Origin of the sequence: Catellatospora sp. NPDC049133 (assembly GCF_040648455.1) — a bacterium.
Taxonomy (GTDB): domain Bacteria; phylum Actinomycetota; class Actinomycetes; order Mycobacteriales; family Micromonosporaceae; genus Catellatospora; species Catellatospora aurea.
Window position 1 is genome coordinate 63,578 of sequence record NZ_JBEZDT010000042.1, and the last position, 22,515, is coordinate 86,092.

At 70.5% G+C, this 22,515-nt stretch carries 26 protein-coding genes and 2 pseudogenes; 5 read left to right on the plus strand and 23 right to left on the minus strand.

Going from position 1 to position 22,515, the window contains the following annotated elements; all coding sequences use genetic code 11:
* Nucleotides 1-2: 2 nt before the first annotated feature.
* Both AB0B35_RS35230 and AB0B35_RS35235 read right to left on the minus strand, forming a co-directional pair.
* Nucleotides 3-1,163, minus strand: a complete 1,161-nt coding sequence (locus AB0B35_RS35230) for an AAA family ATPase (RefSeq protein WP_361054151.1) — start codon at nucleotides 1,161-1,163, stop codon at nucleotides 3-5.
* A complete protein-coding gene (locus AB0B35_RS35235) occupies nucleotides 1,150-1,935 on the minus strand; it encodes an RNA ligase family protein (RefSeq protein ID WP_361054154.1) in 786 nt (261 codons plus the stop codon). The genes AB0B35_RS35230 and AB0B35_RS35235 overlap by 14 nt, the downstream gene beginning before the upstream one ends.
* A gap of 90 nt (nucleotides 1,936-2,025) precedes the next feature.
* Between AB0B35_RS35235 and AB0B35_RS35240 the strand changes: the two genes are divergently transcribed.
* The 3 genes from AB0B35_RS35240 to AB0B35_RS35250 all read left to right on the plus strand — a co-directional run bounded on the left by AB0B35_RS35240 (nucleotide 2,026) and on the right by AB0B35_RS35250 (nucleotide 3,169).
* Nucleotides 2,026-2,307: a hypothetical protein gene (locus AB0B35_RS35240; protein WP_360539701.1), complete on the plus strand. Its 282-nt coding sequence runs from the start codon at nucleotides 2,026-2,028 to the stop codon at nucleotides 2,305-2,307.
* Nucleotides 2,304-2,738 (plus strand): hypothetical protein, encoded by a 435-nt coding sequence (locus AB0B35_RS35245; RefSeq protein ID WP_361054157.1) that lies wholly within the window; start codon nucleotides 2,304-2,306, stop codon nucleotides 2,736-2,738. Before AB0B35_RS35240 ends, AB0B35_RS35245 begins: the two co-directional genes overlap by 4 nt.
* Before the next feature lie 74 nt (nucleotides 2,739-2,812).
* Nucleotides 2,813-3,169, plus strand: coding sequence for a GlsB/YeaQ/YmgE family stress response membrane protein (locus tag AB0B35_RS35250; RefSeq protein WP_203693116.1), 357 nt, complete (start codon nucleotides 2,813-2,815; stop codon nucleotides 3,167-3,169).
* Nucleotides 3,170-3,252: 83 nt separating this feature from the next.
* Here AB0B35_RS35250 and AB0B35_RS35255 read toward each other — a convergent pair whose 3' ends face one another.
* From AB0B35_RS35255 to AB0B35_RS35270, 4 genes are all read right to left on the minus strand, one after another.
* Complete coding sequence (locus AB0B35_RS35255; RefSeq protein ID WP_361054159.1) at nucleotides 3,253-4,089, minus strand: hypothetical protein; 837 nt, start codon at nucleotides 4,087-4,089, stop codon at nucleotides 3,253-3,255.
* Between the two features lie 42 nt (nucleotides 4,090-4,131).
* Nucleotides 4,132-4,842 (minus strand): hypothetical protein, encoded by a 711-nt coding sequence (locus AB0B35_RS35260; protein WP_361054162.1) that lies wholly within the window; start codon nucleotides 4,840-4,842, stop codon nucleotides 4,132-4,134.
* Between the two features lie 114 nt (nucleotides 4,843-4,956).
* Nucleotides 4,957-5,940, minus strand: coding sequence for a DUF2332 domain-containing protein (locus tag AB0B35_RS35265; protein WP_361054165.1), 984 nt, complete (start codon nucleotides 5,938-5,940; stop codon nucleotides 4,957-4,959).
* Nucleotides 5,941-5,980: 40 nt separating this feature from the next.
* A complete protein-coding gene (locus AB0B35_RS35270; protein ID WP_361054168.1) occupies nucleotides 5,981-6,427 on the minus strand; it encodes a MarR family transcriptional regulator in 447 nt (148 codons plus the stop codon).
* A gap of 89 nt (nucleotides 6,428-6,516) precedes the next feature.
* Here AB0B35_RS35270 and AB0B35_RS35275 point away from each other — a divergent pair, with 89 nt between their 5' ends.
* Nucleotides 6,517-7,602 (plus strand): epoxide hydrolase family protein, encoded by a 1,086-nt coding sequence (locus tag AB0B35_RS35275; RefSeq protein WP_361054171.1) that lies wholly within the window; start codon nucleotides 6,517-6,519, stop codon nucleotides 7,600-7,602.
* Nucleotides 7,603-7,605: 3 nt separating this feature from the next.
* Here the strand turns inward: AB0B35_RS35275 and AB0B35_RS35280 are convergent, their stop codons facing one another.
* From AB0B35_RS35280 to AB0B35_RS35310, 7 genes are all read right to left on the minus strand, one after another.
* A complete protein-coding gene (locus tag AB0B35_RS35280; protein ID WP_361054174.1) occupies nucleotides 7,606-8,280 on the minus strand; it encodes a GPP34 family phosphoprotein in 675 nt (224 codons plus the stop codon).
* 53 nt (nucleotides 8,281-8,333) lie between these two features.
* Nucleotides 8,334-8,912, minus strand: a complete 579-nt coding sequence (locus AB0B35_RS35285) for a hypothetical protein (RefSeq protein WP_361054177.1) — start codon at nucleotides 8,910-8,912, stop codon at nucleotides 8,334-8,336.
* Between the two features lie 132 nt (nucleotides 8,913-9,044).
* Entirely contained in the window at nucleotides 9,045-9,419 is a 375-nt protein-coding gene (locus AB0B35_RS35290; protein WP_275412049.1) for an FKBP-type peptidyl-prolyl cis-trans isomerase, read from the minus strand.
* A gap of 34 nt (nucleotides 9,420-9,453) precedes the next feature.
* Entirely contained in the window at nucleotides 9,454-10,470 is a 1,017-nt protein-coding gene (locus AB0B35_RS35295) for a LacI family DNA-binding transcriptional regulator (protein WP_361054180.1), read from the minus strand.
* Between the two features lies 1 nt (nucleotide 10,471).
* The gene (locus tag AB0B35_RS35300; protein WP_361054215.1) at nucleotides 10,472-11,362 is read right to left on the minus strand and encodes a sugar ABC transporter permease; all 891 of its coding nucleotides are present in this window, start codon (nucleotides 11,360-11,362) and stop codon (nucleotides 10,472-10,474) included.
* 13 nt (nucleotides 11,363-11,375) lie between these two features.
* Nucleotides 11,376-12,392, minus strand: a complete 1,017-nt coding sequence (locus tag AB0B35_RS35305; protein ID WP_361054183.1) for a sugar ABC transporter permease — start codon at nucleotides 12,390-12,392, stop codon at nucleotides 11,376-11,378.
* Nucleotides 12,393-12,476: 84 nt separating this feature from the next.
* Nucleotides 12,477-13,775, minus strand: a complete 1,299-nt coding sequence (locus AB0B35_RS35310; protein WP_361054186.1) for an extracellular solute-binding protein — start codon at nucleotides 13,773-13,775, stop codon at nucleotides 12,477-12,479.
* Between the two features lie 262 nt (nucleotides 13,776-14,037).
* Between AB0B35_RS35310 and AB0B35_RS35315 the strand changes: the two genes are divergently transcribed.
* Nucleotides 14,038-14,610: a maleylpyruvate isomerase N-terminal domain-containing protein gene (locus tag AB0B35_RS35315; RefSeq protein ID WP_361054189.1), complete on the plus strand. Its 573-nt coding sequence runs from the start codon at nucleotides 14,038-14,040 to the stop codon at nucleotides 14,608-14,610.
* 721 nt (nucleotides 14,611-15,331) lie between these two features.
* Here the strand turns inward: AB0B35_RS35315 and AB0B35_RS35320 are convergent.
* The 10 genes and pseudogenes from AB0B35_RS35320 to AB0B35_RS35365 all read right to left on the minus strand — a co-directional run bounded on the left by AB0B35_RS35320 (nucleotide 15,332) and on the right by AB0B35_RS35365 (nucleotide 21,376).
* Complete coding sequence (locus AB0B35_RS35320; RefSeq protein ID WP_361054218.1) at nucleotides 15,332-15,502, minus strand: hypothetical protein; 171 nt, start codon at nucleotides 15,500-15,502, stop codon at nucleotides 15,332-15,334.
* A 259-nt stretch (nucleotides 15,503-15,761) separates the two neighbouring features.
* Nucleotides 15,762-16,466, minus strand: a pseudogene (locus AB0B35_RS35325) (DUF4037 domain-containing protein); the annotation flags it as partial.
* A gap of 115 nt (nucleotides 16,467-16,581) precedes the next feature.
* A pseudogene (locus AB0B35_RS35330) lies at nucleotides 16,582-17,232 on the minus strand (2-phosphosulfolactate phosphatase); the annotation flags it as partial.
* Nucleotides 17,233-17,377: 145 nt separating this feature from the next.
* Nucleotides 17,378-17,797: a hypothetical protein gene (locus tag AB0B35_RS35335; RefSeq protein ID WP_361054192.1), complete on the minus strand. Its 420-nt coding sequence runs from the start codon at nucleotides 17,795-17,797 to the stop codon at nucleotides 17,378-17,380.
* A gap of 288 nt (nucleotides 17,798-18,085) precedes the next feature.
* Complete coding sequence (locus tag AB0B35_RS35340; RefSeq protein ID WP_361054194.1) at nucleotides 18,086-18,274, minus strand: hypothetical protein; 189 nt, start codon at nucleotides 18,272-18,274, stop codon at nucleotides 18,086-18,088.
* Nucleotides 18,275-18,445: 171 nt separating this feature from the next.
* Nucleotides 18,446-18,733, minus strand: coding sequence for a hypothetical protein (locus tag AB0B35_RS35345; protein WP_361054197.1), 288 nt, complete (start codon nucleotides 18,731-18,733; stop codon nucleotides 18,446-18,448).
* 22 nt (nucleotides 18,734-18,755) lie between these two features.
* Nucleotides 18,756-19,316: a hypothetical protein gene (locus AB0B35_RS35350; protein ID WP_361054200.1), complete on the minus strand. Its 561-nt coding sequence runs from the start codon at nucleotides 19,314-19,316 to the stop codon at nucleotides 18,756-18,758.
* A 67-nt stretch (nucleotides 19,317-19,383) separates the two neighbouring features.
* Complete coding sequence (locus AB0B35_RS35355; protein WP_361054203.1) at nucleotides 19,384-20,019, minus strand: hypothetical protein; 636 nt, start codon at nucleotides 20,017-20,019, stop codon at nucleotides 19,384-19,386.
* A 114-nt stretch (nucleotides 20,020-20,133) separates the two neighbouring features.
* On the minus strand, nucleotides 20,134-20,937 hold the full coding sequence (locus tag AB0B35_RS35360; protein ID WP_361054206.1) for a hypothetical protein: 804 nt from the start codon (nucleotides 20,935-20,937) through the stop codon (nucleotides 20,134-20,136).
* 139 nt (nucleotides 20,938-21,076) lie between these two features.
* Complete coding sequence (locus tag AB0B35_RS35365; protein WP_361054209.1) at nucleotides 21,077-21,376, minus strand: hypothetical protein; 300 nt, start codon at nucleotides 21,374-21,376, stop codon at nucleotides 21,077-21,079.
* Nucleotides 21,377-22,515: the final 1,139 nt, after the last annotated feature.

Here is a 22,515-nt window from a genome sequence, read left to right on the forward strand (position 1 = left end):
CTCTAGGCCACCCGTGACCGCGGGATCACGTGAAGTACACGATCATTCGTGTCCAGTCGGTGTAGGGTGTGCGACTCCGTCACATCGGGGGTCTCCCACCTGCGGATCATCCTATCGATCACCGCGTCGGGCACCGGCGCCGGCCTGGCCGCGTTGCGCGCCCGCAGCACCGGACCCGGCGCCTCCAGCGCCACCGATTCCACCCGCGCCCGGTACGCCGCCGCCAGGCCGATGCACAGCTCGCGCAGCTGGCGTGACACGTTCGTCGCGTTCCACGCGAACGAGCGCCCCGCCCGCAGGTGTCCGCGTGCCAGCTCGTGCGCCGCCGCGGCGACCACCCGCTGGTCACCGGCCGGGTCCACCCCCGACTGCTCCCGGATCGCGTCCAGGCTCACCACCGGCAACTCCGGCCGGTTCGCCGCCAGCCACGTGTCCTTACCGACCCCGGGCAGCCCCGACAGCACCGTCACCGTCAGCCGGGTGTCGTCGAACGCCGCGTACCGCGGATCACGGCCCGGCGTGCGGAAGTACATGAACCGCGCATGATCGGAGGCGAACTCCCACGGCCGGTCCAGCACCCCCAGGTCCGCGCAGTACTCCCGGAACAGTCCGATGTTCTCCAGCACCGTGTCCGCGTCCGCGCAGACCCGGCCCAGGATGTCAGCGGTCGCCAGCAGCGCCAGGTCGTCGTTGCGCGCGACCAGTGACACCCGCAGCGTGATCTGCTCCAGATCCGGACGCTCCAGCGCCCAGAACGGCACCTGGTGGTGGCGCACCAGCGCCGCCACGTGCTCACGCCACTCGATCGGCGCGCCCGCCTCCCACAGCACCCGCCGCGCGATCAGCTCCCCGCGCCGGGAGTGCCCGTGCGCGGTCACCCGCCCGTCCTCGTGCCGGGTGCAGTCCGGTTTGGCCACGTCGTGCAGCAGCACCGCCGCGAACAGCCGCACCTGCTCATCCCGTGGCCGGTCCCGCCACTGCGGCAGCGCCGTCAGCGCCTCGGCCGCCATCCGGGTATGGGTCAGCACATCTCCTTCGGCATGATGCACCGGATCCTGCGGCACGCTGGCCAGCCGCCGAATCCAGCCGAACTCCCGCTCGACCGCGGCCCAGTCCAGCGCCCAGCCCGGCCCGGCCGGGCACAGCCGCTCAAAGGCCCGCATACAGCACCTCGGGGTCGGCGAGGCGGTTGGCCACGATCGGCCGGTCCGCCCAGTGCGAGCCGGAGTCCAGCACCGCCGTCAGGAAGCTGTGCCGCACCCACTTGTAGCGCTCCACCACCCGGCCGCCCTCCTCGACCTTGAGGTACAGGCCCTCCATCTCGTCGGCACGGTCGCTCTCGGCCGCGGCCCGCTCCGGGTCGACCCCGGCCTCCACCGCCGCGGCGGCCAGCCCCTCACGCCACCTGGGCGTACGGCACACCGACGGCCCCACCAGCCCCGTCAACTGCTCCAACCGCTCGAACGGCCCCGCCGCGAGCACCGGCACACTGCGCACCGGCAGCCCGTCCAGCAGCTCCTGCCGCCGCGGCGTGTCCAGGTACTCGCCCGTGGCCGTGTCAAGCACGTCGAACTCGCAGAAGTAGTGCGGCAGCGCGTCGTAGAAGACGGTGTGCTTGGCGTACATCCACTCCCCGTAGCACACGTACCGGTCGCCCAGCCGCTCCCACAGCAGCGGCGCGATCGTCGCCGCCCACGACTTGAGCACCGCGAACTGCCGCTCGCGCGGCCCGCCGGACAGCTGGTGCCCCCGCGACTGCAACCGCAGCTGCCCGTCGGCGGTGAAACTGATGCCGGCGTTCGCCCCGTCGAGCTTCTCCTCGGCGACCACGTGCCGCCCCCGGATACGCGCGAACGGCGCCTGGGCCAGGTCCTCGTCACCAGGCTGCAGGCGCGATCCGGCCAGATGCGGCGTACGCGGATACTTCACGATCACGCCGTATGTTGTAGCCGCCCGGCACCCGCCCGAGCGAACGCTTTATCAACCCGATGGCCCTATCAGAAATTACGCAGTAGTCTATTGGGCATGGGTGAGACCAAGAGCTTCTACCTCGCCGACGACGTCGTCGCGTACCTCAAGACGCACGAGAACGCCTCCGCCGAAGTGAACCGCCTGGTCCGGCGCAAGATCGCCCAGGACGCCGAGGCCGAGGCCTACCAGCGCCACCACGGCGTGCCACTGACCGACGAGCGCCGCCGCCGCGCCCGCCTGTGGGCCCGCGAGCAGCTCGACGCCGCCGCGCAGCGCGCCGAGCACGGCAGCGCCGAGCGCGACGAACTGCGCCGCCGCATGGGCTGGGCGGCATGACCGACCCCGACCACGACCCCGACGTCCCGCCGATCCGCCTCATCCTCGACCCCTCCGCGCTGTGCGCCTTCGGCGCCCACGAGACCGTCGGCGAGATCATCGGCGAGTTCGACGAACAGGGCGAACTGTTCGCCGTCACCACCGCGTCCCTGGCCGAGGCCCTCGCCCGCGGCGCCGACGCACGCCTGCTCGACGTGCTGCGCACCAACGACAACTGCGTGGTGGTCGAGTCCACCGCCGACTGGCCCAGCCTCGGCCGGTTCATGGACCTCACCCGCCCCGGCCCCGACCGCCTGCACGAACTCGCCGACTCCGACCTGACCATGCTCGCGGTGCGCACCGATGCGTACATCCTCACCGACCGCCCCGAGCGCTACACCGCGATCGTCAGCTCGGTCACCACCATCCAGCTCGAGAAGCCCTGGTCCTGACCCGCGGCCCACGCCTGCCCGGAACCGGTATCGCGGCGAGGATTAAACCGTGCGGCAGCGGGTAGACCCGCGCCATGACGGCGACCGGAATCCTGAGCGCAATCCTCATCGGAATCGTGATCGGCACCCTCGGCCGGCTGGTTCTCCCCGGCCGCCAGAACATCGGAGTCATCGCCACCTTCGTGGTGGGCATCCTGGCCGCGCTGCTCGGCACCTGGGTCTCGCGCCAGATGGGCTGGGAGAGCATGTGGCCCGCCCGGCTGGACTGGAACTGGGCCGGCTGGCACTTCACCTGGAGCTGGTCCGAACTACTGGTCCAGGTGGTCTGCGCGGTCATCGGCATCATCATCGCGATGGCCCTGACCCGCACCTTCATCGCCGACGAAGGCGGCCGCCCCGTACGCCGCCGCCGCCGCAACACCACCACCTGACCAGCACCAACCGCAGTCCCTCCGTGGGGGTAGGGAAAGGAAGGGCACCTTCCCATCGCTATGCGATGTAGAAGGTGCCCTTCCTAACGCTTGCGGGTCTTCGACGTGCCCGTGAAGCGGCCGCCGCGGTGGGGCTTGGCGGACTCGGCGCGCGGCCCGGGTATCCGGGCGCTGCCGGCGGTCTTCTGCCCGCTCTGCCGCCCCGGCGGCATCACTCCGAACCACTGCCCGACCCCGAACGCCAGCACCACGACGTACACCGCGGCCCACCCCGCGTCCAGATAGTCCCCACGCCCGACCGCCGGGCCCGCGAGCAGCGCCACCACCATCACCACGACCGTGAGCAGCCGCCACCACGACAGGTCGTTGCCCGTCGACGTGCCGCCCAGCGGCGTCAGGGCCACCCCCCACGGGCGGCGGCGCAGGGTGAAGCTCGACGGCCAGATCCGCCCGCGATCCTCCACGTCCAGCACGGCGACACCGGCGCGGCGGCGTACCAGCACCCGGTGCTCGCCGGTCAGCTCCCGCAGCCACCGCTCCCACACCACCCGCTGGTGCAGCCTCGGGGCGCTGCCGCGCTGCAGCACCGCCCACACGGCGTACCCGGCCGGGGTGGCGTCGAAGTCGGACGTGCGACCGACCGCGTCGGCGACCCGGACCGCCCGGCCGCGCTGCTGGGCCTGCGGGCTCTGTGCCAGGTGCAGGGTCAGCCGGGCCGGCCACGGGGGCGCGCCGGCCGCGAGCAGCCACTGCCCGAGCCGGACCAGCCAGGCCAGCGCGAGCAGCAGCCCGAGAGGCACCAGCAACGCGGCGTACCCGACGGGCCCGGTCCGGTACAGGAACGGCGCGGCGGCGGACAGCCCGAGCAGCGCCACGATGGTGGCCGTGACACGGTACGGGGCGGGGACGGGTCGGGTCACGACCCGCACGGTAGCGTGCCGGTCAAACGGCACCGGCCGCGGTCAGGGCCGCGGCGACATCAGGTTACGGCGCGACAGCACTCCGAGGGCGAGCACGGGCAGGCCCAGCAGCAGCCAGAGCGGCCGCCCCGCCCACCACGCCCAGGACTCGACCTCACCGACCCGCTCCACGCTGTAGCCCTCGTTGCCCAGCACGTACGCGTCGACGAGCCGACTCTGCGAGCGCGGCTCCAGCTCCTGGTAGAACAGGGTGAGCCGGCCGCGTTCGTCGCGCCCGGCGGCCCGCCAGGTCGCACCCTCGCAGTAGAAGTCGGCCCGTGGCCCGCGCCGCCAGATGGTCCCGTGGCGGCAGTCGGCGTCCATGACGGACACCTGGACGCGCTCGCCGTACCGGCCGACGTGGTCGGCGGGCGCGAACTGCCGCATCGCCACCCCGGACAGGCCCCAGCTCAGGCCGGTCGCACCGGCCGCGATGAGCACCGCGAGGGTGATCGCGGCGATCCGGCGCGGCCGCGCCGAGCCGCGGGGTGCGGCGCCGAGCAGCGCGTATCCGAACGCGATCGCCGGCACCGCGATGTTGACCATGGTCAGCCCGACTCCGGCCAGCGAGTTGGTGCACAGCACGAGCACGAGCCCGGCCGCGCCCAGGGCCCCGACCAGCAGGCCGAGCCCTGCGACCGAGCTGGCCGCGACGTCGAGCGCCGTGTTGTCCCCGGCTGCGTCCGTGGCCGACCGGCTGCTGTGCTGCACCATCGCTTTCCCTTCGACCGCAACACTTTAGAGCCGGCGCGGGCGCGGGTACAGGGCTCGCCCGGCAGGGTTCGCCGACCGGCGGGCGGCGGGTGCCGGTGTGCCGCCGCGCGGGTGTCACAGCCAGTCGATGCCCTGGCCGTGTGGCATGGTGAAGGCGACGGGGCGGCCGTCGACGGCGAGGACGAACCGTCCCGGCGGGGCCTCGCGGGGCAGCCGGGCGGCGACCTGCGGGACGACGCGGGGCGCTTCATTGCTCAGCCATACCGTGCCCGGCCTGCGTCGGGTCAGCTCGGCCAGCTGCGCCGCGAACCGGTCCACGCCCGTCGCGTCGAGGTAGGCGAGCACCGCGGTGTGGAAAACGACCAGGGTCGCCTCGGCGGGGGCCTGCTCGGCCAGCTCCGGCAGGCTCTCGTTGAGGTCGCCGCGTACCAGCAGTGGCGGGTCGGCGGCGGCGATCGCCGCGGCGGCCGTCAGGCGCTCCCTCCGGTCGTGGTGCTCGGGCCAGATCAGGCTTTCCAGCCAGCGCACGTCGGCGGGGTCGGTGACGTCGAGCGGGTTCAGGTCGATGCCTGCCCGCCAGACGATCTTCGGCAGCCGGTCCGGCACCGGTGCGGGACCGTCGACGGCGCAATCGAGCAGTGGCGCGTCCGCGGGGCCGATCGGGGCGCGGTCGCCGTAGCGGTACCGGAAGCGGTCCGGGTACAGGCACAGTCCCGCCGACGTGCCGACCTCCAGCAGCGCGAGGGGTTGGGGCAGCGCTGCGAGCACGGGCAGCAGCAGGGCGCACCGGGCGGCCTCGTTGGTCTGCGTGCTGCGGGCCAGCATCTGCTCGCGTACCGACGGCCAGTGCGCGAGCAGCCAGTCCCGGAAGGCCGGGTAGTCGCCGACGGGGCCGCCGAGCAGCCGTACCGCGCCCAGCAGCAGGTTGGGCTGGCGCTTTGCCAGCGGCAGCGCGCCGAGCAGGCCGAGCACCTCGGTGTCGGCGGCCACCGCCAGGCACAGCCGCTCGTAGGCGGGGGAGCGGCCGGCGGCCTCGTTGACCGCGAAGTCGTGGTAGGTCCGGGCCAGTGCTTCGTCGCTGCGGGGGATGCCGTGCATGGCCGTACCGTAGGCCGCCGCCGGGCGGCGCGCACCGTGATCAGGACGACATGCGGTGGTACGCGAGCAGTTTGGTCAGCAGCACCGACAACTGGGCGCGCTCCTCGCCGTCCAGCGGCGTGAGCAGCCGCTGCTGTACGGCGGCGAGCTGCTCGTCGAGCACGGCCAGTTGTCGGCGTCCGGCGTCGGTGACGGTGACGACGTTGCGGCGGCGGTCGTCGGGGTCGGGGGAGCGCTGGACGTACCCCCGTGCGGCCAGCTCGTTGATGGCCGCGACCAGGTCGGACAGGTGGATGCCGCTGCGCCTGCCGAGGTCGGCCTGGCTGGCGGGGCCGTACTCGTCGAGGGTGGCCAGCACCCGGTAGTGATAGCCGCGCGCCTCGACACCGGCCAGCCCTTCGGTGACCAGCCGTCCCGCGTGGGAGGCGGTCTGCGTGAGCAGCCAGCTGGGCAGACCGGCCAGCCGGGTGGGTGCGGTGTCGTCCATGTGATCACCCTAACAAATCGTTGGTTCCCCTAACGAAAAATCATTTGGGCACCTAACGTTAGGGGCACAAACGAACTGAGGAGCCGACCATGATCAAACCGTTCCGCATCGACATCCCCCAGGCCGACCTCGACGACCTCGACGACCGGCTCGCCCGCACCCGCTGGCCCAACGAGGTCGCCGACGCCGGCTGGGACTATGGCTTCCCGCTGGCCCGCCTCAAGGAACTGGCCGAACACTGGCGCACCGGCTACGACTGGCGCGCGCACGAGGCCGAACTCAACAAACTGCCGCACTTCACCACGGAGATCGACGGCCAGCGCATCCACTTCGTACACGTGCGCTCGGCCAACCCGGACGCGCTCGCGCTGATCCTCACCCACGGCTGGCCCGGCTCGTTCCTGGAGTTCCTGGACCTGATCGAGCCGCTGTCGCGCGACTTCCACCTGGTCATCCCGTCCATCCCCGGCTACGGCTTCTCCGGCCCGACCCACGAGCGCGGCTGGGACATCCCGCGGATCGCACGGGCCTGGGCCGAACTCATGCGCCGCCTCGGATACGAGCGCTACGGGGCCCAGGGCGGCGACTTCGGCGCGGGCATCTCGCTGGCCCTCGGCGCGGTCGCGCCCGAGCAGGTCGTCGGCGTGCACGTCAACTACCTGCCGACCCGGCCCGACCCGGACGCCGGACTCGTTCTGTCCGCCACGGACGAGGCCAGGCTCGACAAAGTCCGCCGGCTGATGACCGACCGTCCGCCGTACCAGGCCCTGCAGGCCCTCACCCCGCAGACCATCGGCTACGCCCTGACCGACTCACCCGTCGGCCAGCTGGTCTGGATCGCCGAGCGCTTCGCGCAGTGGACCGATCCCCGCTCGCCGATCAGCGACGAGCGGATCCTCACCGACGTCTCGCTGTACTGGCTGACCGCCACCGCGGCGTCGGCGGCGCGGCTGCACCACGACGCCGCCCGCGGGCAGGCCCTACCCTGCCGCGCGCCCGTCGGCGTTGCGGTGTTCGCCCACGACATCACCCGGTCCGTGCGGCCGCTGGCCGAGCGGCTGTACGACATCAGGCACTGGTCGGAATTCGACCGCGGCGGCCACTTCGCCGCCATGGAACAGCCGGACCTGCTCGCCGGTGACGTCCGCGACTTCTTCAGCGCGCTCCGGCAGTGACCGTCAGCCGGAGACCGCGGCGGTGGACGACGAGGCGATGCCGCCGGTGATGGCGGCCATGACCGCCATGTTCATCGCATAGATGACCTTGCCGACGGCCGGCGCGGCCCACTCGCCCTCGGCCAGCTCCATGACGCGGTGGCGCATGTCGTCGTGGTTGACCTCGGGGAAGTAGTGCCGGTCCAGCATCATGGTGTGGCTCAGCGCGAGCAGGCTGACCGAGTCGCGATCGGGTTCGGCGATGCGGTTGACCACATTGCCGACCCGTTCCACCAGCTCCTTCTTACCCGCCTGGTCGGCCAGTGGATACCGCGGCCGGTGGAACACGCCCATCACCCGGTGGTCCTCGCGGCGCAGCACGCCTTTGTCCACGAGGTTGTCCAGCAGCCGCTGGCGGTGGTGCGGGGAGGCCAGGTGGTAGATCCACCAGTCGGGCGCGTGGCCCTTGACGTCCTCGGCGATCTCCATCAGAGCCGCGTCCTGCGACGCGTCGCCGGTGGGCGTGTGGTCGGAGACCTGCACGTGCCCGTGGTGGATCGCGATCCGGCCCGCGTTGGCCAGGCTGAGCAGCACCGCGCCTTCGATGCCGCAGTCGAGGTGGTTGATGGGCATCAGCGGCCTGCCGGTCGCGTCTTCATAACTGAGCAGGACCAGCTGTTCGGCGAGCGATAGCTCCATACGCCGAGTTTAGGCGCTTTGACCTCATATGAGGGCCGCTAACGGGCGGCGGGTCACCCGAGCAGGCTGTCCTCGCGCAGCCTGCGCAGCCACCGCCGGACCTGGGCCCGGCCGCGCAGCCTGACCACGGCGACGTGCTCGCCGCGCTGCTCCAGCACCGCCGCCACCCGCCGGCCGGGTTTGCGGTGCGTGCGCCACGCCCACCGGATCACGTGCTCGGGGTCGGTGAACACCGTGCGCAGCGGCCCTTCGGTGTTGCCGTTCCACAGCTGCTCGCGCCGCCACCTGCGGCGCACCGTACGCCGAATGACCTGCCACATGATCAGCGGGCGCGGGTGGTCCAGCCAGACGACCGTGTCGGCGCTGCCGGACAGCAGGTCGCCGAGCTTCTCGCTGTACTGCCACTCGGTCACCCACCGCGGCTGCGCCGTGAAAGCGGCCACCTCGTCGGCGAAAGTGGGCCGGGGCTGCCAGCCGGGCCCGTGATGCAACGCGTCGAGCTCGACCCGCGGCAGCTCCAGCACCTCGGCGATCGCCGCCGTCAGCGTGGTCTTACCGGACCCGGACGTGCCCGCGACCAGCACCCGCCGCGGCACCCACGGCAGCGAATCAGCGACGCTCAGCAACGGCACCGCGAGAGTCTAACCCGCAAGATCCCTCACCGTGACCCCGCCATGCTTCCGACGATCTTGCACGAACTGTTGGCGATACGCCCGGAACGAGCGTGTCGTCCCCACCGTTCGCGCAAGATCGTCGGGCGTGGGTCAGCGGACCTCGAGGAGGTCGACGACGAAGACCAGCGTGTCGCCGGGCTTGATGACGCCGCCGGCGCCGCGGTTGCCGTAGGCGAGCTTGGCCGGGATGATCAGTTGACGGCGGCCGCCGACCTTCATGCCGGCCACGCCCAGGTCCCAGCCCTGGATGACGCGGCCGCCGCCGAGCGGGAAGGTGAACGGGGAGCCGCGGTTCCAGGAGGCGTCGAACTCCTCGCCGCCGTCGAAGGTCACGCCCACGTAGTGCACGACGACCTGGCGGCCGGGCACGGCCTCGTCGCCGGTGCCGACGATCAGGTCGGTGATCACCAGGTCGGTCGGGGCCTCGCCCCCGGGGAATTCCACAGTCGGTTTGCTCAAGGTCATGAGAGCCATCCTAGGCGGGGCACGGAGAACGTTGTCAGCGCAGCGCCGCGGTCGAGCCGCGGACGACCAGTTCCGGGCGGAACATGTACTCGCTGTGCGGGGCGGCGTACCCGCCGATCTCGTCGAGCAGTGCGCGCACCGCGGCCTGGGCCATCGCCCGCACCGGCTGGCGCAGCGTGGTCAGCGGCGGATCGGTGTACGCCATCAGCAGCGAGTCGTCGAACCCGACCACCGACACGTCACCCGGCACCGACAGCCCGTTGGCCCGCACCGCCCGGATCGCGCCGAGCGCCATCAGATCCGACCCGCACAGCATCGCCGTCACGCCCCGCTCCAGCAGCCGCAGCGCGGCCCCGTGCCCGCCCTCGACCCCGAACGGCGCGATCTCGATCAGCTCTTCCAGGTCGCCGTCGTACAACCCGGCCATCGCCGCCTGGTAGCCGGCGACCTTGCGCCGGGTCGGGGTGTACCGGCGCGGCCCGCACACCAGGCCGATGCGCCGGTGCCCGAGCGAGGCCAGGTGCGCCACCGCCAGCTCGGCCGCACCGTGCTCGTCGCACGACACGAACGGCGCCGCCACCCCCGGCAGGAACCCGTTGACCAGCACGAACGGCACGCCGTCGGCGGTCAGCCGGTGGTACCGGGCCGGGTCGCCGTCGGCGGCGGCGTGCATGCCGGACATGAACACGATCCCGGCGACGTCGCGCTCACGCATCATGTCGACGTACTCGTCCTCGCTGACCGTGCCCGGGGTCTGCGTGCACAGCATCGACGTGTACCCCTGCTGCGCCAGCGTCGACTCCGCGATCTGCGCGAACGCCGGGAAGATCGGGTTGTCCAGCTCCGGCAGGATCAGCCCGACCAGCCCCGCGCCGGTCCGGTGCAGATGCCCGGGCCGCTCGTAGCCGAGCACGTCCAGCGCGGTCAGCACCGCCTGCCGGGTGCTCGCCGACGCGCCCGGCCGGTCGTTGAGCACCCGGGACACGGTCGCCTGGCTGACCTGCGCCTGGGCGGCGATGTCGGCCAGCCGAGCCCGCGTCTGCGTCCCCATCTCAGCCCTTCGTTCCGCCGGCGGTCAGGCCGGACACCAGGTGGCGCTGGGCGTACAGGAACACCAACCCGGCGGGTACTGTGACCAGCACCGCGGCGGCGGTCAGGTACTCCCACTGGGCGTTGAACTGCGGCACGAACTGCTGCATGCCGTACGCGAGGGTGAACCTGTCGTCGGTCTGGATGAACGCCGACGCGTACGCCACCTCGCCCCACGCCGTCAGGAACGTGTAGAACGCGGTCACCGCGATGCCGGGCCGGGCCAGCGGCATGATGACCCGCCAGAACGTCTGGAACGGCCCGCACCCGTCAATGGAGGCGGCCTCGTCCAGCGAGGTCGGGATCGAGTCGAAGTAGCCTTTGAGCATCCACGAGCAGAACGGCACCGCAATCGTCAGGTACGCGATGACCAGCGACGCATGCGTGTTGATCAGCCCGAGCGTGGCCATGATCTGGTAGATCGGCACGATCAGGATGGCGACCGGGAACATCTGCGTCACCAGGAACACCATCATCAGCTTGCGCCGGCCCGGGAAGTTGAACCGCGACAGCGCGTACCCGGTCGTCGCCGACATCAGGATGCCGATCACCATCGTGCACACCGCGATGATCACCGAGTTGAGCATCCAGGTGCCGAAGTTCGTCTCGAACAGCACGTACTCGTAGTTGCCCAGCGTCGGTTCCTTGACCAGCGACAGCTCGCTGCTCTGCACCCACTGCTTGGGCTTGAACGAGCTCAGCACCACCCACGCGATCGGGAACACCGCGATCAGCGACGCCCCGATCAGCGTCGCGTGCAGGCCGAGCGAGGCCAGCGGGCTGCGCTTGGCCCGGCTGTGCTTGTTGACCTGCTGGGCGGGTGCGGACTGCCCGGCCGTCGTGCCGGGGGCCATGGTCATCGTCATGTCACCACACCTCGCCTTGCTTGCGCAGCGCCCGCCGGTAGAACACGGAGAAGACGAGCAGGATGGACAGGATCAGCACGCCGTACGTCGAGGCGAGTGAGTAGTTGCGGATGCCCTCGAACGCCGCCCGGAACGCGCCGGTCACCAGGATCTCGGTCTGCCCGGCCGGTTCGCCGCCGGTGACCAGGAAGATGATCGGGAACATGTTGAAGGTCCAGATGGTGCCCAGCAGCAGCACCGTCATGCTGACCGAGCGCAGCCCTGGCAGGGTGATGTTGACGAAGCGCTGCCACGGGGTCGCGCCGTCGATCTCGGCGGCCTCGTACTGCTCGCCCGGGATGGTCTGCATGCCGCCGAGCAGCGTCACCATCATGAACGGCACGCCCAGCCAGATGTTGGCGACGATCGCGGTGAGCAGCGCGGTCTTCCAGTCGGCGAACCACGCGACGCGGTCCAGGCCGACGGACTCGAACACCGAGTTGATCAGGCCGAACTGCTCGTTGAACATGAACCGCCACGCGAACGCGGACACGAACGCGGGCACCGCCCACGGCAGGATCAGCAGCACCCGGTAGATCCCTCGGCCGCGCAGCGGCCGGTTGAGCAGCACCGCCAGGCCGAGCCCGATGGCGTAGTGGAACACCACGCAGGTCACGGTCCAGATGAGGGTGACGCCGAACTGCTGCCAGAACTCCCCGACCTTGCCGGTGAGGATGTCGGCGTAGTTGTCGACGCCGACGACCTCCCACCCGTTCGGGTTCGGCTTGCACACCTCGGTGCCGGTGATCGACTTGCTGCAGATCTCGGCGAGCTGGTTGGCCTCGGTCAGGTTCGTGAACGACAGCAGGATGCCGCGGCCGAGCGGATAGAAGATCAGGACTCCGAGCACGAGCACGACGGGGGCGACCATCACCCAGGCGTACCAGTGCTTGTCCCAGCTGCGGCGCAGCCGGCCGGGTCGTCGGGTCTCACGCGGCGGGGGGCTGGTCCGGGCCGGCGTGGCGGTGTCTGTGCTCACGGGCGTGCTCCGAGTGGGGTGAAAAGGGGCGCAGAGGAAAGGCCCTGAGGCCGGTCCCCATTGGGGACCGGCCTCAGGTGAGGGTCAGGACGCCGTGTAGGCGGTGACGACCTCGGTCTTGTACTTGTTCGCGACCCCGTCGAGGGAGGTCTTGACGTCCTTGCCCTGGATCAGGACCTCGGTCGCCATCGTGTCGAGCGGGACGAAGAACTGGCCGCCCTCGGGAATCCACGGCCGGGCCACGGCCGAAGCCACGACCGGCTGGAACGCCGCGATGATCGCGTTGTTCTTCACCTTGTCGATGTCGTACGCCGACTTGCGGGTCGGCAGCAGGCCCAGCTTGTCGGCCAGGAACGCCTGCGACGACGCCGACGACATGAACTTCACGAACGCGATGGCCGCGGCGGCCTTGTCCTGCGCCATGCCGGAGTACAGCACGTAGTTGTGGCCGCCGACCGGCGCGCCGGCCTTGGCCGAGCCCGCCGGAACCGCGGCGACGCCGAGGTTCTCGATGCCGCCGAAGGCGGGGGCGGTGCGGACGTTGTTGACCTCCCACGGGCCGTTGATGATCATGGCGACCTTCTGCTCCTTGAACAGGGTCATCATGGTGCCGTAGGAGTCGTTGGCCGGCGGCTTGACCGCGGCGCCGGACTTGATCAGGTCGGCGGCCACCGAGATGCCCGCGACGTTGGCCGCGGAGTTCACGGTGATCTTCTTGGCGGCGGTGTCGACCAGGTCGCCGCCCTCGCCGTAGATGAACGGCAGCAGGAAGTAGCCGCCGGCGTTGATGAACAGGCCGTCCTTGCCGGTCTTGGCCTTGATGGCAGCCGCGGCGGTCTTCACGTCGGCCCAGGTCTTCGGGGCCTCGGCGATGCCGGCCTCAGTGAAGATCTTCTTGTTGTACATCAGCGCGAGCGAGTCGGTGACCTGCGGCACGCCGTAGGTCTTGCCCTCGAACTTGTTCGCCGACATCGGGGTGGTGAAGTAGTCCGACTCGTCGGCCAGCAGCTCGCTGCCGTCGAGGTTGTACAGGTAGCCCAGGGAGGCGAACTCCGGCACCCACGCCACCTCGGCGCGCAGGATGTCCGGGGCGCCGGACTTGGCCGCGGCAGCCGTCTTGAACTTGTTCTGCGCGTCAGCGAACGGGACCGACTGGTAGTTGATCTTCACGTTCGGGTAGCTCTTGTTGAACTCGGTGATGAGCTCCTTGAACGCCGGGCCCTCGTTGGTGGGGTCCGACGTGTCCCACCACGTCAGTTCGGCCGAAAGGGCCGCGGGGTCGGTCTTGCTGGGTGCCTCGGTCGCGTCGTTGCCACAGGCCGTCACCGCGAGAGCGATGGCAGCGGAGGCAAGAACGGCGATCCCTCTGGCGGTGCGACGCATTATTCGCTCCTCGGGGGTATGCCTGTCCTTCCAGCGCGCGACGTTAGCAAGAAGTTTCTGATTCAGAAAGTCCTTGCGGTTTTTCCCGCAATCCCGTTACCAAACGGCGTCGACAAACCCGGCAAATCACCACGATACGCATGCGTGACCCCGTTCACAGCGGCGTGATCTACTGAAATCAATTGGCAGACCTTGCTAACAGTTTCAGCAGCTCTGCAAATCGGCTGTCGCCGGGGCTGCTGGACGTGACACAGTGCACCGCATGCGCGACCCCGGCTCTGACGACCTCCGGCAGGCACTGCAAGCCCTGCAAGCCGCCCTCAGCCCGCATCTGGCCATGGATTGGGGTGTGTCGGCTGGGTCGCTTGCTTGGACTTGTCGTGATACGGCTGCGCATATCGCTCACGACTTGGCCGCGTACGCGTTTCAGCTCGCAGCCGCTCCCGATGACGTTTATCTGCCATGTGACCTGGCGGTGCGTGCCGGGGCGACCCCTGCGCGGTTGTTGCAGGTCATTGCGGGGGCGGGCGGGGTGTTGGCTGCTGTGCTCGACATCGCCGGCCCCGACCTGCGCGCGTGGCATTGGGGTCCGTGCGACCCGAGCGGCTTCGCTGCAATGGGTATGGCCGAAACGCTGCTGCACACCCATGACATCACCCGCAGCCTCGACCCGTCGTGGGCGGTGCCGGGGGAGCTCGCGGCGTTGATCTTGGGTCGGCTGTTCCCTGACGCCCCCGCCGGGGATCCCGCGGCGGTGCTGTTGTGGTGTGTCGGTCGTGGCGAGTTGCCCGGCCGCCCGCGTCGCACGGCATGGTCTTGGCGGGCGGCCCGCTGACCGCGGCACCCGCCCGGTCTGTGCTCGGCTTGTTCACACCCCGCTGACCGGCGGCCACTTCCCGCCCTGTGTTCGTGCCGTGAACACCGACGACGTCCGCGCACTGCTGCGCCGATTGGGCGGTGGGGTTTTGTTTTCGGTGTGGGTTTGGGGTGGTGTTTACGGGTGGTTCTGAGGTTCCCCCGATAATCCGGAGAATGGATTAGCAGGCTACGGCCTGCTCCGAGGTCGTGGCGTACTGGTCGGGGGTGTTGCGGGCCTGTGGTGTCGGGTTCACCCCTCCCGGTCGCGGCTGTGTCCGCCTGCCGTGACGCTGGCGACCTGGCCTGTGGCGGGCAGCCCGTTCCCGGCGGCAATGCTGTCTACTGCCCGGCCGGGGATTGTTCGCCTACGACGCCGATGGGGCGCTGGCCGTGTTCGGCAGGATCGGCGACGCGTTCGTGTCCCGTCTGCTGGGCCGCGAGTACGCCCACGGCGTCGAGGCCCGGCTCGGTGTCGGGTGCCGCTACGGCATCGACTGTGGGTTCCGGGCCGGCTGCGTGGCTGGCGCCTGTTGGGGTGACTGGGTCGGCGCCGGCCGGTTGCGGCCTCGACGAGTTCCGCCGGGCCATCGGTGACCCTGAGGGTCAGCTCTGGTTGGTGCCCGGGTCGTATGGTGCCGTCGTCCGGCGCGCCGACGCGTTCTCGGCCGGTTATGAGAGGCCTCTGTAGGCCTGCGGCCTTAGCTGAGCCCGTACGCCGCGGCGGTCACGGCCCGTGCGGCCGCGGGCCGTATCAGGACGTCGGTGCTGTCGGTGATCTGGTCGACGGTGCCGACCGGCGGTAGTCCCGCCGGCCACGGGTCGGTGATCCGTGCTGTCGGCGCGGCCGCGGACCGGTCTGCGCCGATCACCGGATACGGCTGGTCGTGCAACGGCCGTCGGCGTGGGTGGACCCGTTCGGTCAGCCCCGACGTGTTGCCGGTCGCCGGGCTTCTCGTAGGCGTCGCACAGCGCGTCCTGCCGGGCTTGCGCGCTGTCGGCGCCCAGCGCGGCCCGCAGCGCCGCTCCGACTCCCGCGGCTGCCGGCAGCTGCCCGAACGCCCGCCCCGGCCATTTGCCGTACGGCGGGTACCGCCGCGCCAGCGGCAGGCACAGCCGCATCACGTCCTGGGCCAGCCGCGCTGCGGTGACCTGGCTGGCGAGTCGGTCGCCGGCCTTGGCCGGCCGGCGCACGAGTGGTTCCTCCTGCCCGATCCGGGTCCGCTGGCATGCCAGGACGTACCGCCACACGTCGTCGGGATACCAGCCCAGCCGGGCCCGTAGTGCGGTCAGTTCGCCGGCCCCGTCGTGGTGGACGGCCCCGCTGGTGATCTCGGCGAGGACCTGTGCCGGTGTCGCCGGCCGGTCCGGTGCCGACGGTTCGTGGAGTCCGTCGAAATCCAGCAGGCTCGCCGGCCACCGTCCCACGTCGGTGGCCTCGATCGGGTGCGCGACCGGCCCGCCGGTGTCGGCCGTCACCCGCACCCGGGCGTGCGGCGGTTCGAAATGCGTCGGCCAGCCCCGTACCCGCTTCGGCAACCGCAGCGCCAAGCAGCTGCGGCGGCTGCTCGCCGTGCCGGTCCGCGTCGGCGGGGCGCAGCAACATCTGCAGCCGGGGGCCCAGTCGTGGTCGACCGGGCGGGCGGTGTCGAAACCCAGTACCTCCGACCCCGCGCGGCGGCGTGCCGCATTCCCGGGAACGCCTGGTCGAGCAGTGGCCGTACGGCCTCGGCATACGGTGTCCGGCACGGTTGCAGACCCGGCAGGAACTCGGCCGCCTCGCCACCGTGCGGATCCGGGCCCGCGTGCGTGCTCGGATCCGGCGTCGGCGTTCACCCGGCGGCCTGTGGCCGGAAGACCGGCCCGTCCAGCACCGGCACCGTCCGGCCGCCACCTCGGCGGCGATGGTCACGTCTTGGGTGTACCCGTACCCGATCAGTTCCCGGCCGCTGGCGCATTCGCGCAGCATCTGCGGCAGCCGCCCCGCCACCCGCTGCCATGCCGCCGCGGCGTTGTCCGCTTCCGGTGACAGCGGCCCGAATCCCAGGTTGTGCAGCGCGTCGGCGTACGCTCCGGCGCCCCACAGGTCCTCCACCGCCGGGCGTAGGGTGTCGTCGGCCCGCCACCGTTCACCGGCCGCGACCACCGCCACTGCCGCGTCCGGGCGCCCGGTCAGCCGCGTGAGCGTCCACCGCGCGGCGGCCGCGGCGTTGCGCAGCGACACCCCGATGACGGTGGCGGCCGTCGCGGCCGGCCGCGACGCGATCGCCGAACCGTTGGGCGAGGGCAGTACCAGCCGCCGCACCCCCGACGCGGCCCGGACCGTCACCGGCGACAGGCTCACCGGATGCTGCTCGTCGACTTCGGAGCGCCCCACCGCCAGCAGCGCGTCGTGGCGGCGGGCGTACTCGCCGGCGCTCGCGTCGCGCCACGGGTAGGGCAGCACTTCGATGCCCAGGTCGGCCGCGACGGTCAGCGTGGTCGTGAACGACAGCACGTCGACGACCGCGACGACGGCGGCGCCCGGGCCCACCGCGGCGGCGCCCCGCGGACCCCAGTCGACGCGCACCTTGAACCCGGCCTGCTGATACGGGTTGGTCATCGGCTGATGGTGCCGCGCCTGCCGCGGCCCCGCCGATCCGGGGGCCCGTTCACGGCTCTTCCACCGGGTCGGCGGCGGCCGCGAGCGCGAGCGGCACCCGGCCGGTTCCGGGACCGGAGTTGACGCCGCCGGCGGGGTCGCCGTCTCAGGCGGTCCATTGCGGCCCGACGGTGCCGGTGATCGTCCACGCCTGGTCCTGGCGTGTCAGTTCATAGGTCAGGCCGCGGCCGTTGAGGCCGGCTCGGAACGCCGACAGGGGCACCTGCGCGTGGTCGGCTGTCAGCGTGATCGGCCCGAGCACGACCGGCGCACCGTTGTCGGCGACCTGCGGGCCCTCGGGGCCCTGGCCGGTGACGGCTTTGCCGTCGGCGACGAACCGGGCCGGCCCGTGGGCCGCCGGCGCCTTGACGATGTCGGCGCGGACCTGTTCGGGCAGCGGGACGGGCCGGCATTCCGGCGACGTCTGCTCGATCACATTGGGGCACGTGTGGTCCAGGATGAACGTCACGGACCCGGGCGTGCGGTCACCGGGGGACACCGACGCCGCCAGCGATTCGATCGCCACCGCGTACGCCGCCGCGGTGGGGGAGACCGGCGACGGCGCGCCGCCGTGCCGGGCGCGGCCCCGTCGCCGGCCGCGGCGGCCTGCTGTCTGCCGGCGCAGCCCGACACCGCCAGCACCGCGACGGCTGTCAGCACCGCCGCCGCCCGGCCCGCCCGGCGCTTGCACCGAACCACGTTCGCCCATCACGTTCCCGTGTCGGATCCGAACCATCGGACGCGCCACTCCACCCCCGGGGTTCCCGCAAAGCGGCACGCCGGCATGGGCGGTCCCGCCCGCCCATGCCGGCGGTCAATAGATGACGTTGGCGAGCAGGGCCCAGTCGTCGGCGCTGGGGTAGAGCGTCTCGTAGCTACCGGAGATCATGCAGCTCGCGCTCGATGTAGCGTGCCCGATGTCGATGGCGTGGCCCAGCTCGTGGCACGAGGTCTTGCGGTGGCGGCCGGGGGTCAGGTGGTGGTAAGTGTCGTTGAGCGACACCGTGCTCGCCTATGTCGAGCCCGGCGCGTGTCGTGATCAGGGTGAACCAGCGGGAGGCCCTGCGCACCATGTGCCGATCGTGGCACTGCCGCCGCTTCCGTGGAAGCACCCGGCGTTGGGCTGTGGGTAACTGGCTGCCCGGTGCCGACGTTCCGGATCGGCTGAACCACCTCACCGGCCGAGTCGGATGTCTTGGGCTCGGGCAGGTGTGATTGGACCTGGTGCGGGTCCCGATGCGATCTCGCGTTCGGCCGCGGCGATCCGCTGCTTCGCACCGTCGAGCCACGCCGCCCGATCAGCCCAGCCCTGTTGTTCGGCCCGCCGCTGGGCGACGCGGTCGACCTGCGTTGCAGCTGCCAGCCGCGCGTAGTGCGGAGCAGTCCACACCCGGCACAGCACGTCGTCATAGTAGATGACCTCGCCGGATAGAACCCAGCCGACGAAGGGCACCAGGTCCACGTCGGCAGGCAGCCAGCTGCCGTCAAGGCGGCACAGGCCGTATGTGACGCTGGCCGCCGCGCTCGGCTGGCGGCTGCGCGACGATGGACGGCGCTCCGCCCATCCAGCGATGCGGCTTCACGCCCACCCAGCAGACCGGAACTCCTGCAGCGGCGAGCCGGCCGCTGCGCTCGCCGACTTCCTCGGCGGTGATCGCGCTGAGCTGGGCCTCCCATGCCATCGTGCGGGTGCCGTCGGACGAGATTGCCGGCACGTCGGCGCGCCACGGTGCGCCTGGCCGGGTCGCCTCCAGCTTCGCGCTCCAGCCTGTCGACCGCACTGCGGTGGCCGGCTCCAGCTTCAGCAGGTGGTGCTCCATGGTCTCGCGCGCCGCCGGGCAGTGCGGGTCGCGCTCGGGGTCGTGCGCGAAGTAGCGCAGACCTCCCGTCGACACCTTGGCGTGCACCTGGTGGGCGCACTGTTGGCAGTGCAGGACGACGCGCGGGCGCCTTCGGTGGATCTCCGACCACATCCACGCGCACCCGAGGTCGTCGAGTGTGGCGTCCACCCGGCTGCGGTCGGCGTGCAGCGCGACGAATACCACCGGACCTCCGTACCGTCTCTCCACAGTGTGGGACCGGTAGCCGTGCGGTAGTGCCGCGCTGGTCATGTCAGCGCCAGAGCCTTCCGGGTCTCACCAGGCGAAGCATCGCATCGAGTTCGGCCAGTGCCGCAGCGATGGCCCTGTCGTGAACGTGACGATCGTTGTGCGACTTGAGCACCACGCCCAGCAGCCCGTACGCGGTCAGGAACGGCTGTTCGCCGAGGTCGCTCTTGATCGTCTTGTTCAGCAGCAGTGCCAGACGCCCAGCTTCGGCCTCTTGGGAGATGACCTCGTCGCGGACGAAGGCCCTTCCGCGGGCGAAGTCGACGTTGATGCGCCCGACGACGCGCGAGAGGCGTGCGGCCAGACGGCGCTGCCGGTGCCCGGCCAGGATGGTAGCTGCTCGCAGCACCTCCAGCGCGAAGCGCTCCTGTGCCGCCGCGTCGGCGTACTCGACCGGGTAGTGGTCGAGCTGGTACAGCCGATCGCGCTGGTAGACCAGTTCATGCCGGTAGGTCGCGATGATTCGGCTGAGTTCGACCTTTGCCGCCCGGTCCTCGGTTGCCAGTGCGTTCCAGCGGGTGGTCAGCGGGGCGCCGACTGCGGCGAGCAGGAAGCCTGTGCCGCCCGCCTGCAACGGCTGGCGCACTGATCGCGAGAAAGTGGGCGTGAACAGGCCCGACGATCGGCCACGGACGCTCACGCGCTGTCCGGACACGCGAGCCTGCGGTTGCTGGATATGTACGTCAACCCCGTCGTCGACGTCGTCGCCGGTAATGACCTGAACCGGCGTTGGCGGTGAACCCGGTTCACCACATCAGGGTTTTCGCCAGATGAAGATGCGCTCATCAGCACCGGGCTGGATGTTGGTGTTGAAGCCGGTGACCACCCACGCGTCCAACCCGGTGCCGGGCGGCTGAACGAGCAAGCCGCAGCTGCGGTAGAAGAGGTCCAACCCCGGCCGGGGCGGCATCTGGCCGTACACGATGAAGAAACCGGCGGCGGCGTAGATCAGGCGGCACAGGCGCACCATGGCCGCGCCCACCCCGTGGCGGCGTACCTGCTCGCGGACCACCACGGCCCGGATCCTGGCCATCCCGATCGCGCCCGCGAGGACCAGGTCGCGCCCTGACCTGGTCTGCGGGCCTGCGTGCTGGGCGAGGTCGGACAGCATGTGGGTCGGCGGGTGAGCGATCAGCGCTGCGACGATGCCGTGCTGCTCGTGCTCTGCGACCAGGACCAGGCCCGTGTGCAACAGCGCCTGGTCGAACCTGCCGGTGCCCTGGTGGGCGAAGAACGTCTCGGCCATGTGCCGCAGGAACTCATCCTTGCCACCCCGCAAGCTGGCCCGCAGTCCCGCGCCCAGGGTGCCCTCCTCGACTGCCGTGCGTACCTCGTTCTCCAGCTTCACCCCGGCCTCGGGCACCAGCTCGGCGATGGCGTCAAGGTCGCCGACGGCCGCGGGACGGATGAGGAACCCATCGCCGAATGGCCATCCGCCGGCCAGTCCGGCTTCCGTGAGGTCCGGCTTCCAGGAGTTCTTCGTCGCCGCCACGGTGCGGGCCGCGGGGATGGGGTGCCTGATCGGGTCGCGGCGTCGTGCGCGGCTGCTTCTGCCCACCTGACCCTGCTTTCTCGGTCGAGGACAATCGATACATGTCCATCGTATTGATTGGCCCCGACAGCGCTTCCGCGGAAGCAGGTCGCGGCGACAGCACGACGCAGCTTGCGACTGTCACCGCTCGAACCTCTCCTGTTCATCAACGCTCTGGCTCAAGATGCCGGGTCCTGAGCAGCCGGCAGGCTGTTGTCAGCAGCGAGTAGGTCACCTTGGCTGCGTTGACGAACTCCTCATCGTTGATCGACAAGAAGATGCCCTTACCGCCCGGAATCTCGGTCTCCGCGCCCCGGTCGGCACCGCGCAGCGCGGCCCAGCCCAGGCCATGCTCGAAGCCCGACAGCAGCCGCCACGTGCTTTCCAGGAACACGGCGAAGTCGTGCTGCCCGCGCACGAAGCCCAGCTTCGACAGCTCGTTAACGATGTTGACCTTCTGGTGCACCTGGTCGAAGGGGACCCCAGCGCTGCGGCCTCCGCGCGGTATGTCGACAGAGAACCCTGTGCCTGCTGGCGCTCGGCGTCTTCGATCCGTTCGCGGATCGCTGGAATGTTCTTGAACGCCGCAAGGTGTGCGCGCTGCTGGTAACAGTCCAGAACCTCACTGCGCAGTCGGCGGTTGCGTCCGGAGTCCGGATCGAGGATCCACGTTGCGAAGAACGACGCCTCGAAGATCGGCCGTAGTAGGCTCCACGGGGCCCACAGGCTCGCGCCGTGGTGCTTGCAACTGAGCAAGCAGAGCCTCGTGGTTGTCGCGGGCAACGCCGAGGTACCGCTGGACCGCCATGTACGTTCGGGGCCCAGCGACCTGGGACTCGTCGAACGCCCGAGCCGACAGCAGGCGTGCTTCGCTCAGTGACGGCAGGTTCTCAGCGCCTGAAATTCCCTGGCGACCATCGTCCGGTAGTCAGGCAGGTTGCCCAGGTTCACCTTCTGGCCGGTCGGCTGCAACGCACGCACGCCGAGCAGCGTACGGCCCCGCTGCACGCCTCCACGGGTTAATCCGACAGGTCAGCTGTTCACCGGTGGTCGGCTCTTTCGGTCGACTCTCATCGGACGGCGAGGACCTGGGCGCCGTGGTAGGTGGATACCACCCACGGATACGCCCAGCCAGCGGGCGAAGTCGGCATTGTACTCACCGATGTCGAGCCCGCGGTCCAGCGTGATCAGGGTTAGCGAGCTAGAGGCCAACCTCAGTTTGATTATCAGATTATACATATCAGTAATCCCAATAATTGACAGAAGTCGTCTGTGATGGCCCAACGAGCTGCGTGGTGCAAACAGGGGAGTAGCCAGCTGACCACACCGGACCGAAGGTCCGGCCACGTCGACCCCGAAGGGGCCGGCGTGTACTGATTGGGATTGGACGGTCAGAAGGTTAGGGTGATCGGCATGAGCTGATTGGGTGCCGAAGGCACCGTCCCGAAGGGACAGAGCAACCGAACAAACCTCGCTTCGCGAACAGATCCCACGAAGTGGGATCCCCGGCCCGAAGGGCCGGTTTCTGAGCGAAGCGAAGGGGGGCGGCCGTTGGCGAGCTGTCCGAGCACGACGAAGCGACCGGCCACGGCGTACGCGGCAGCG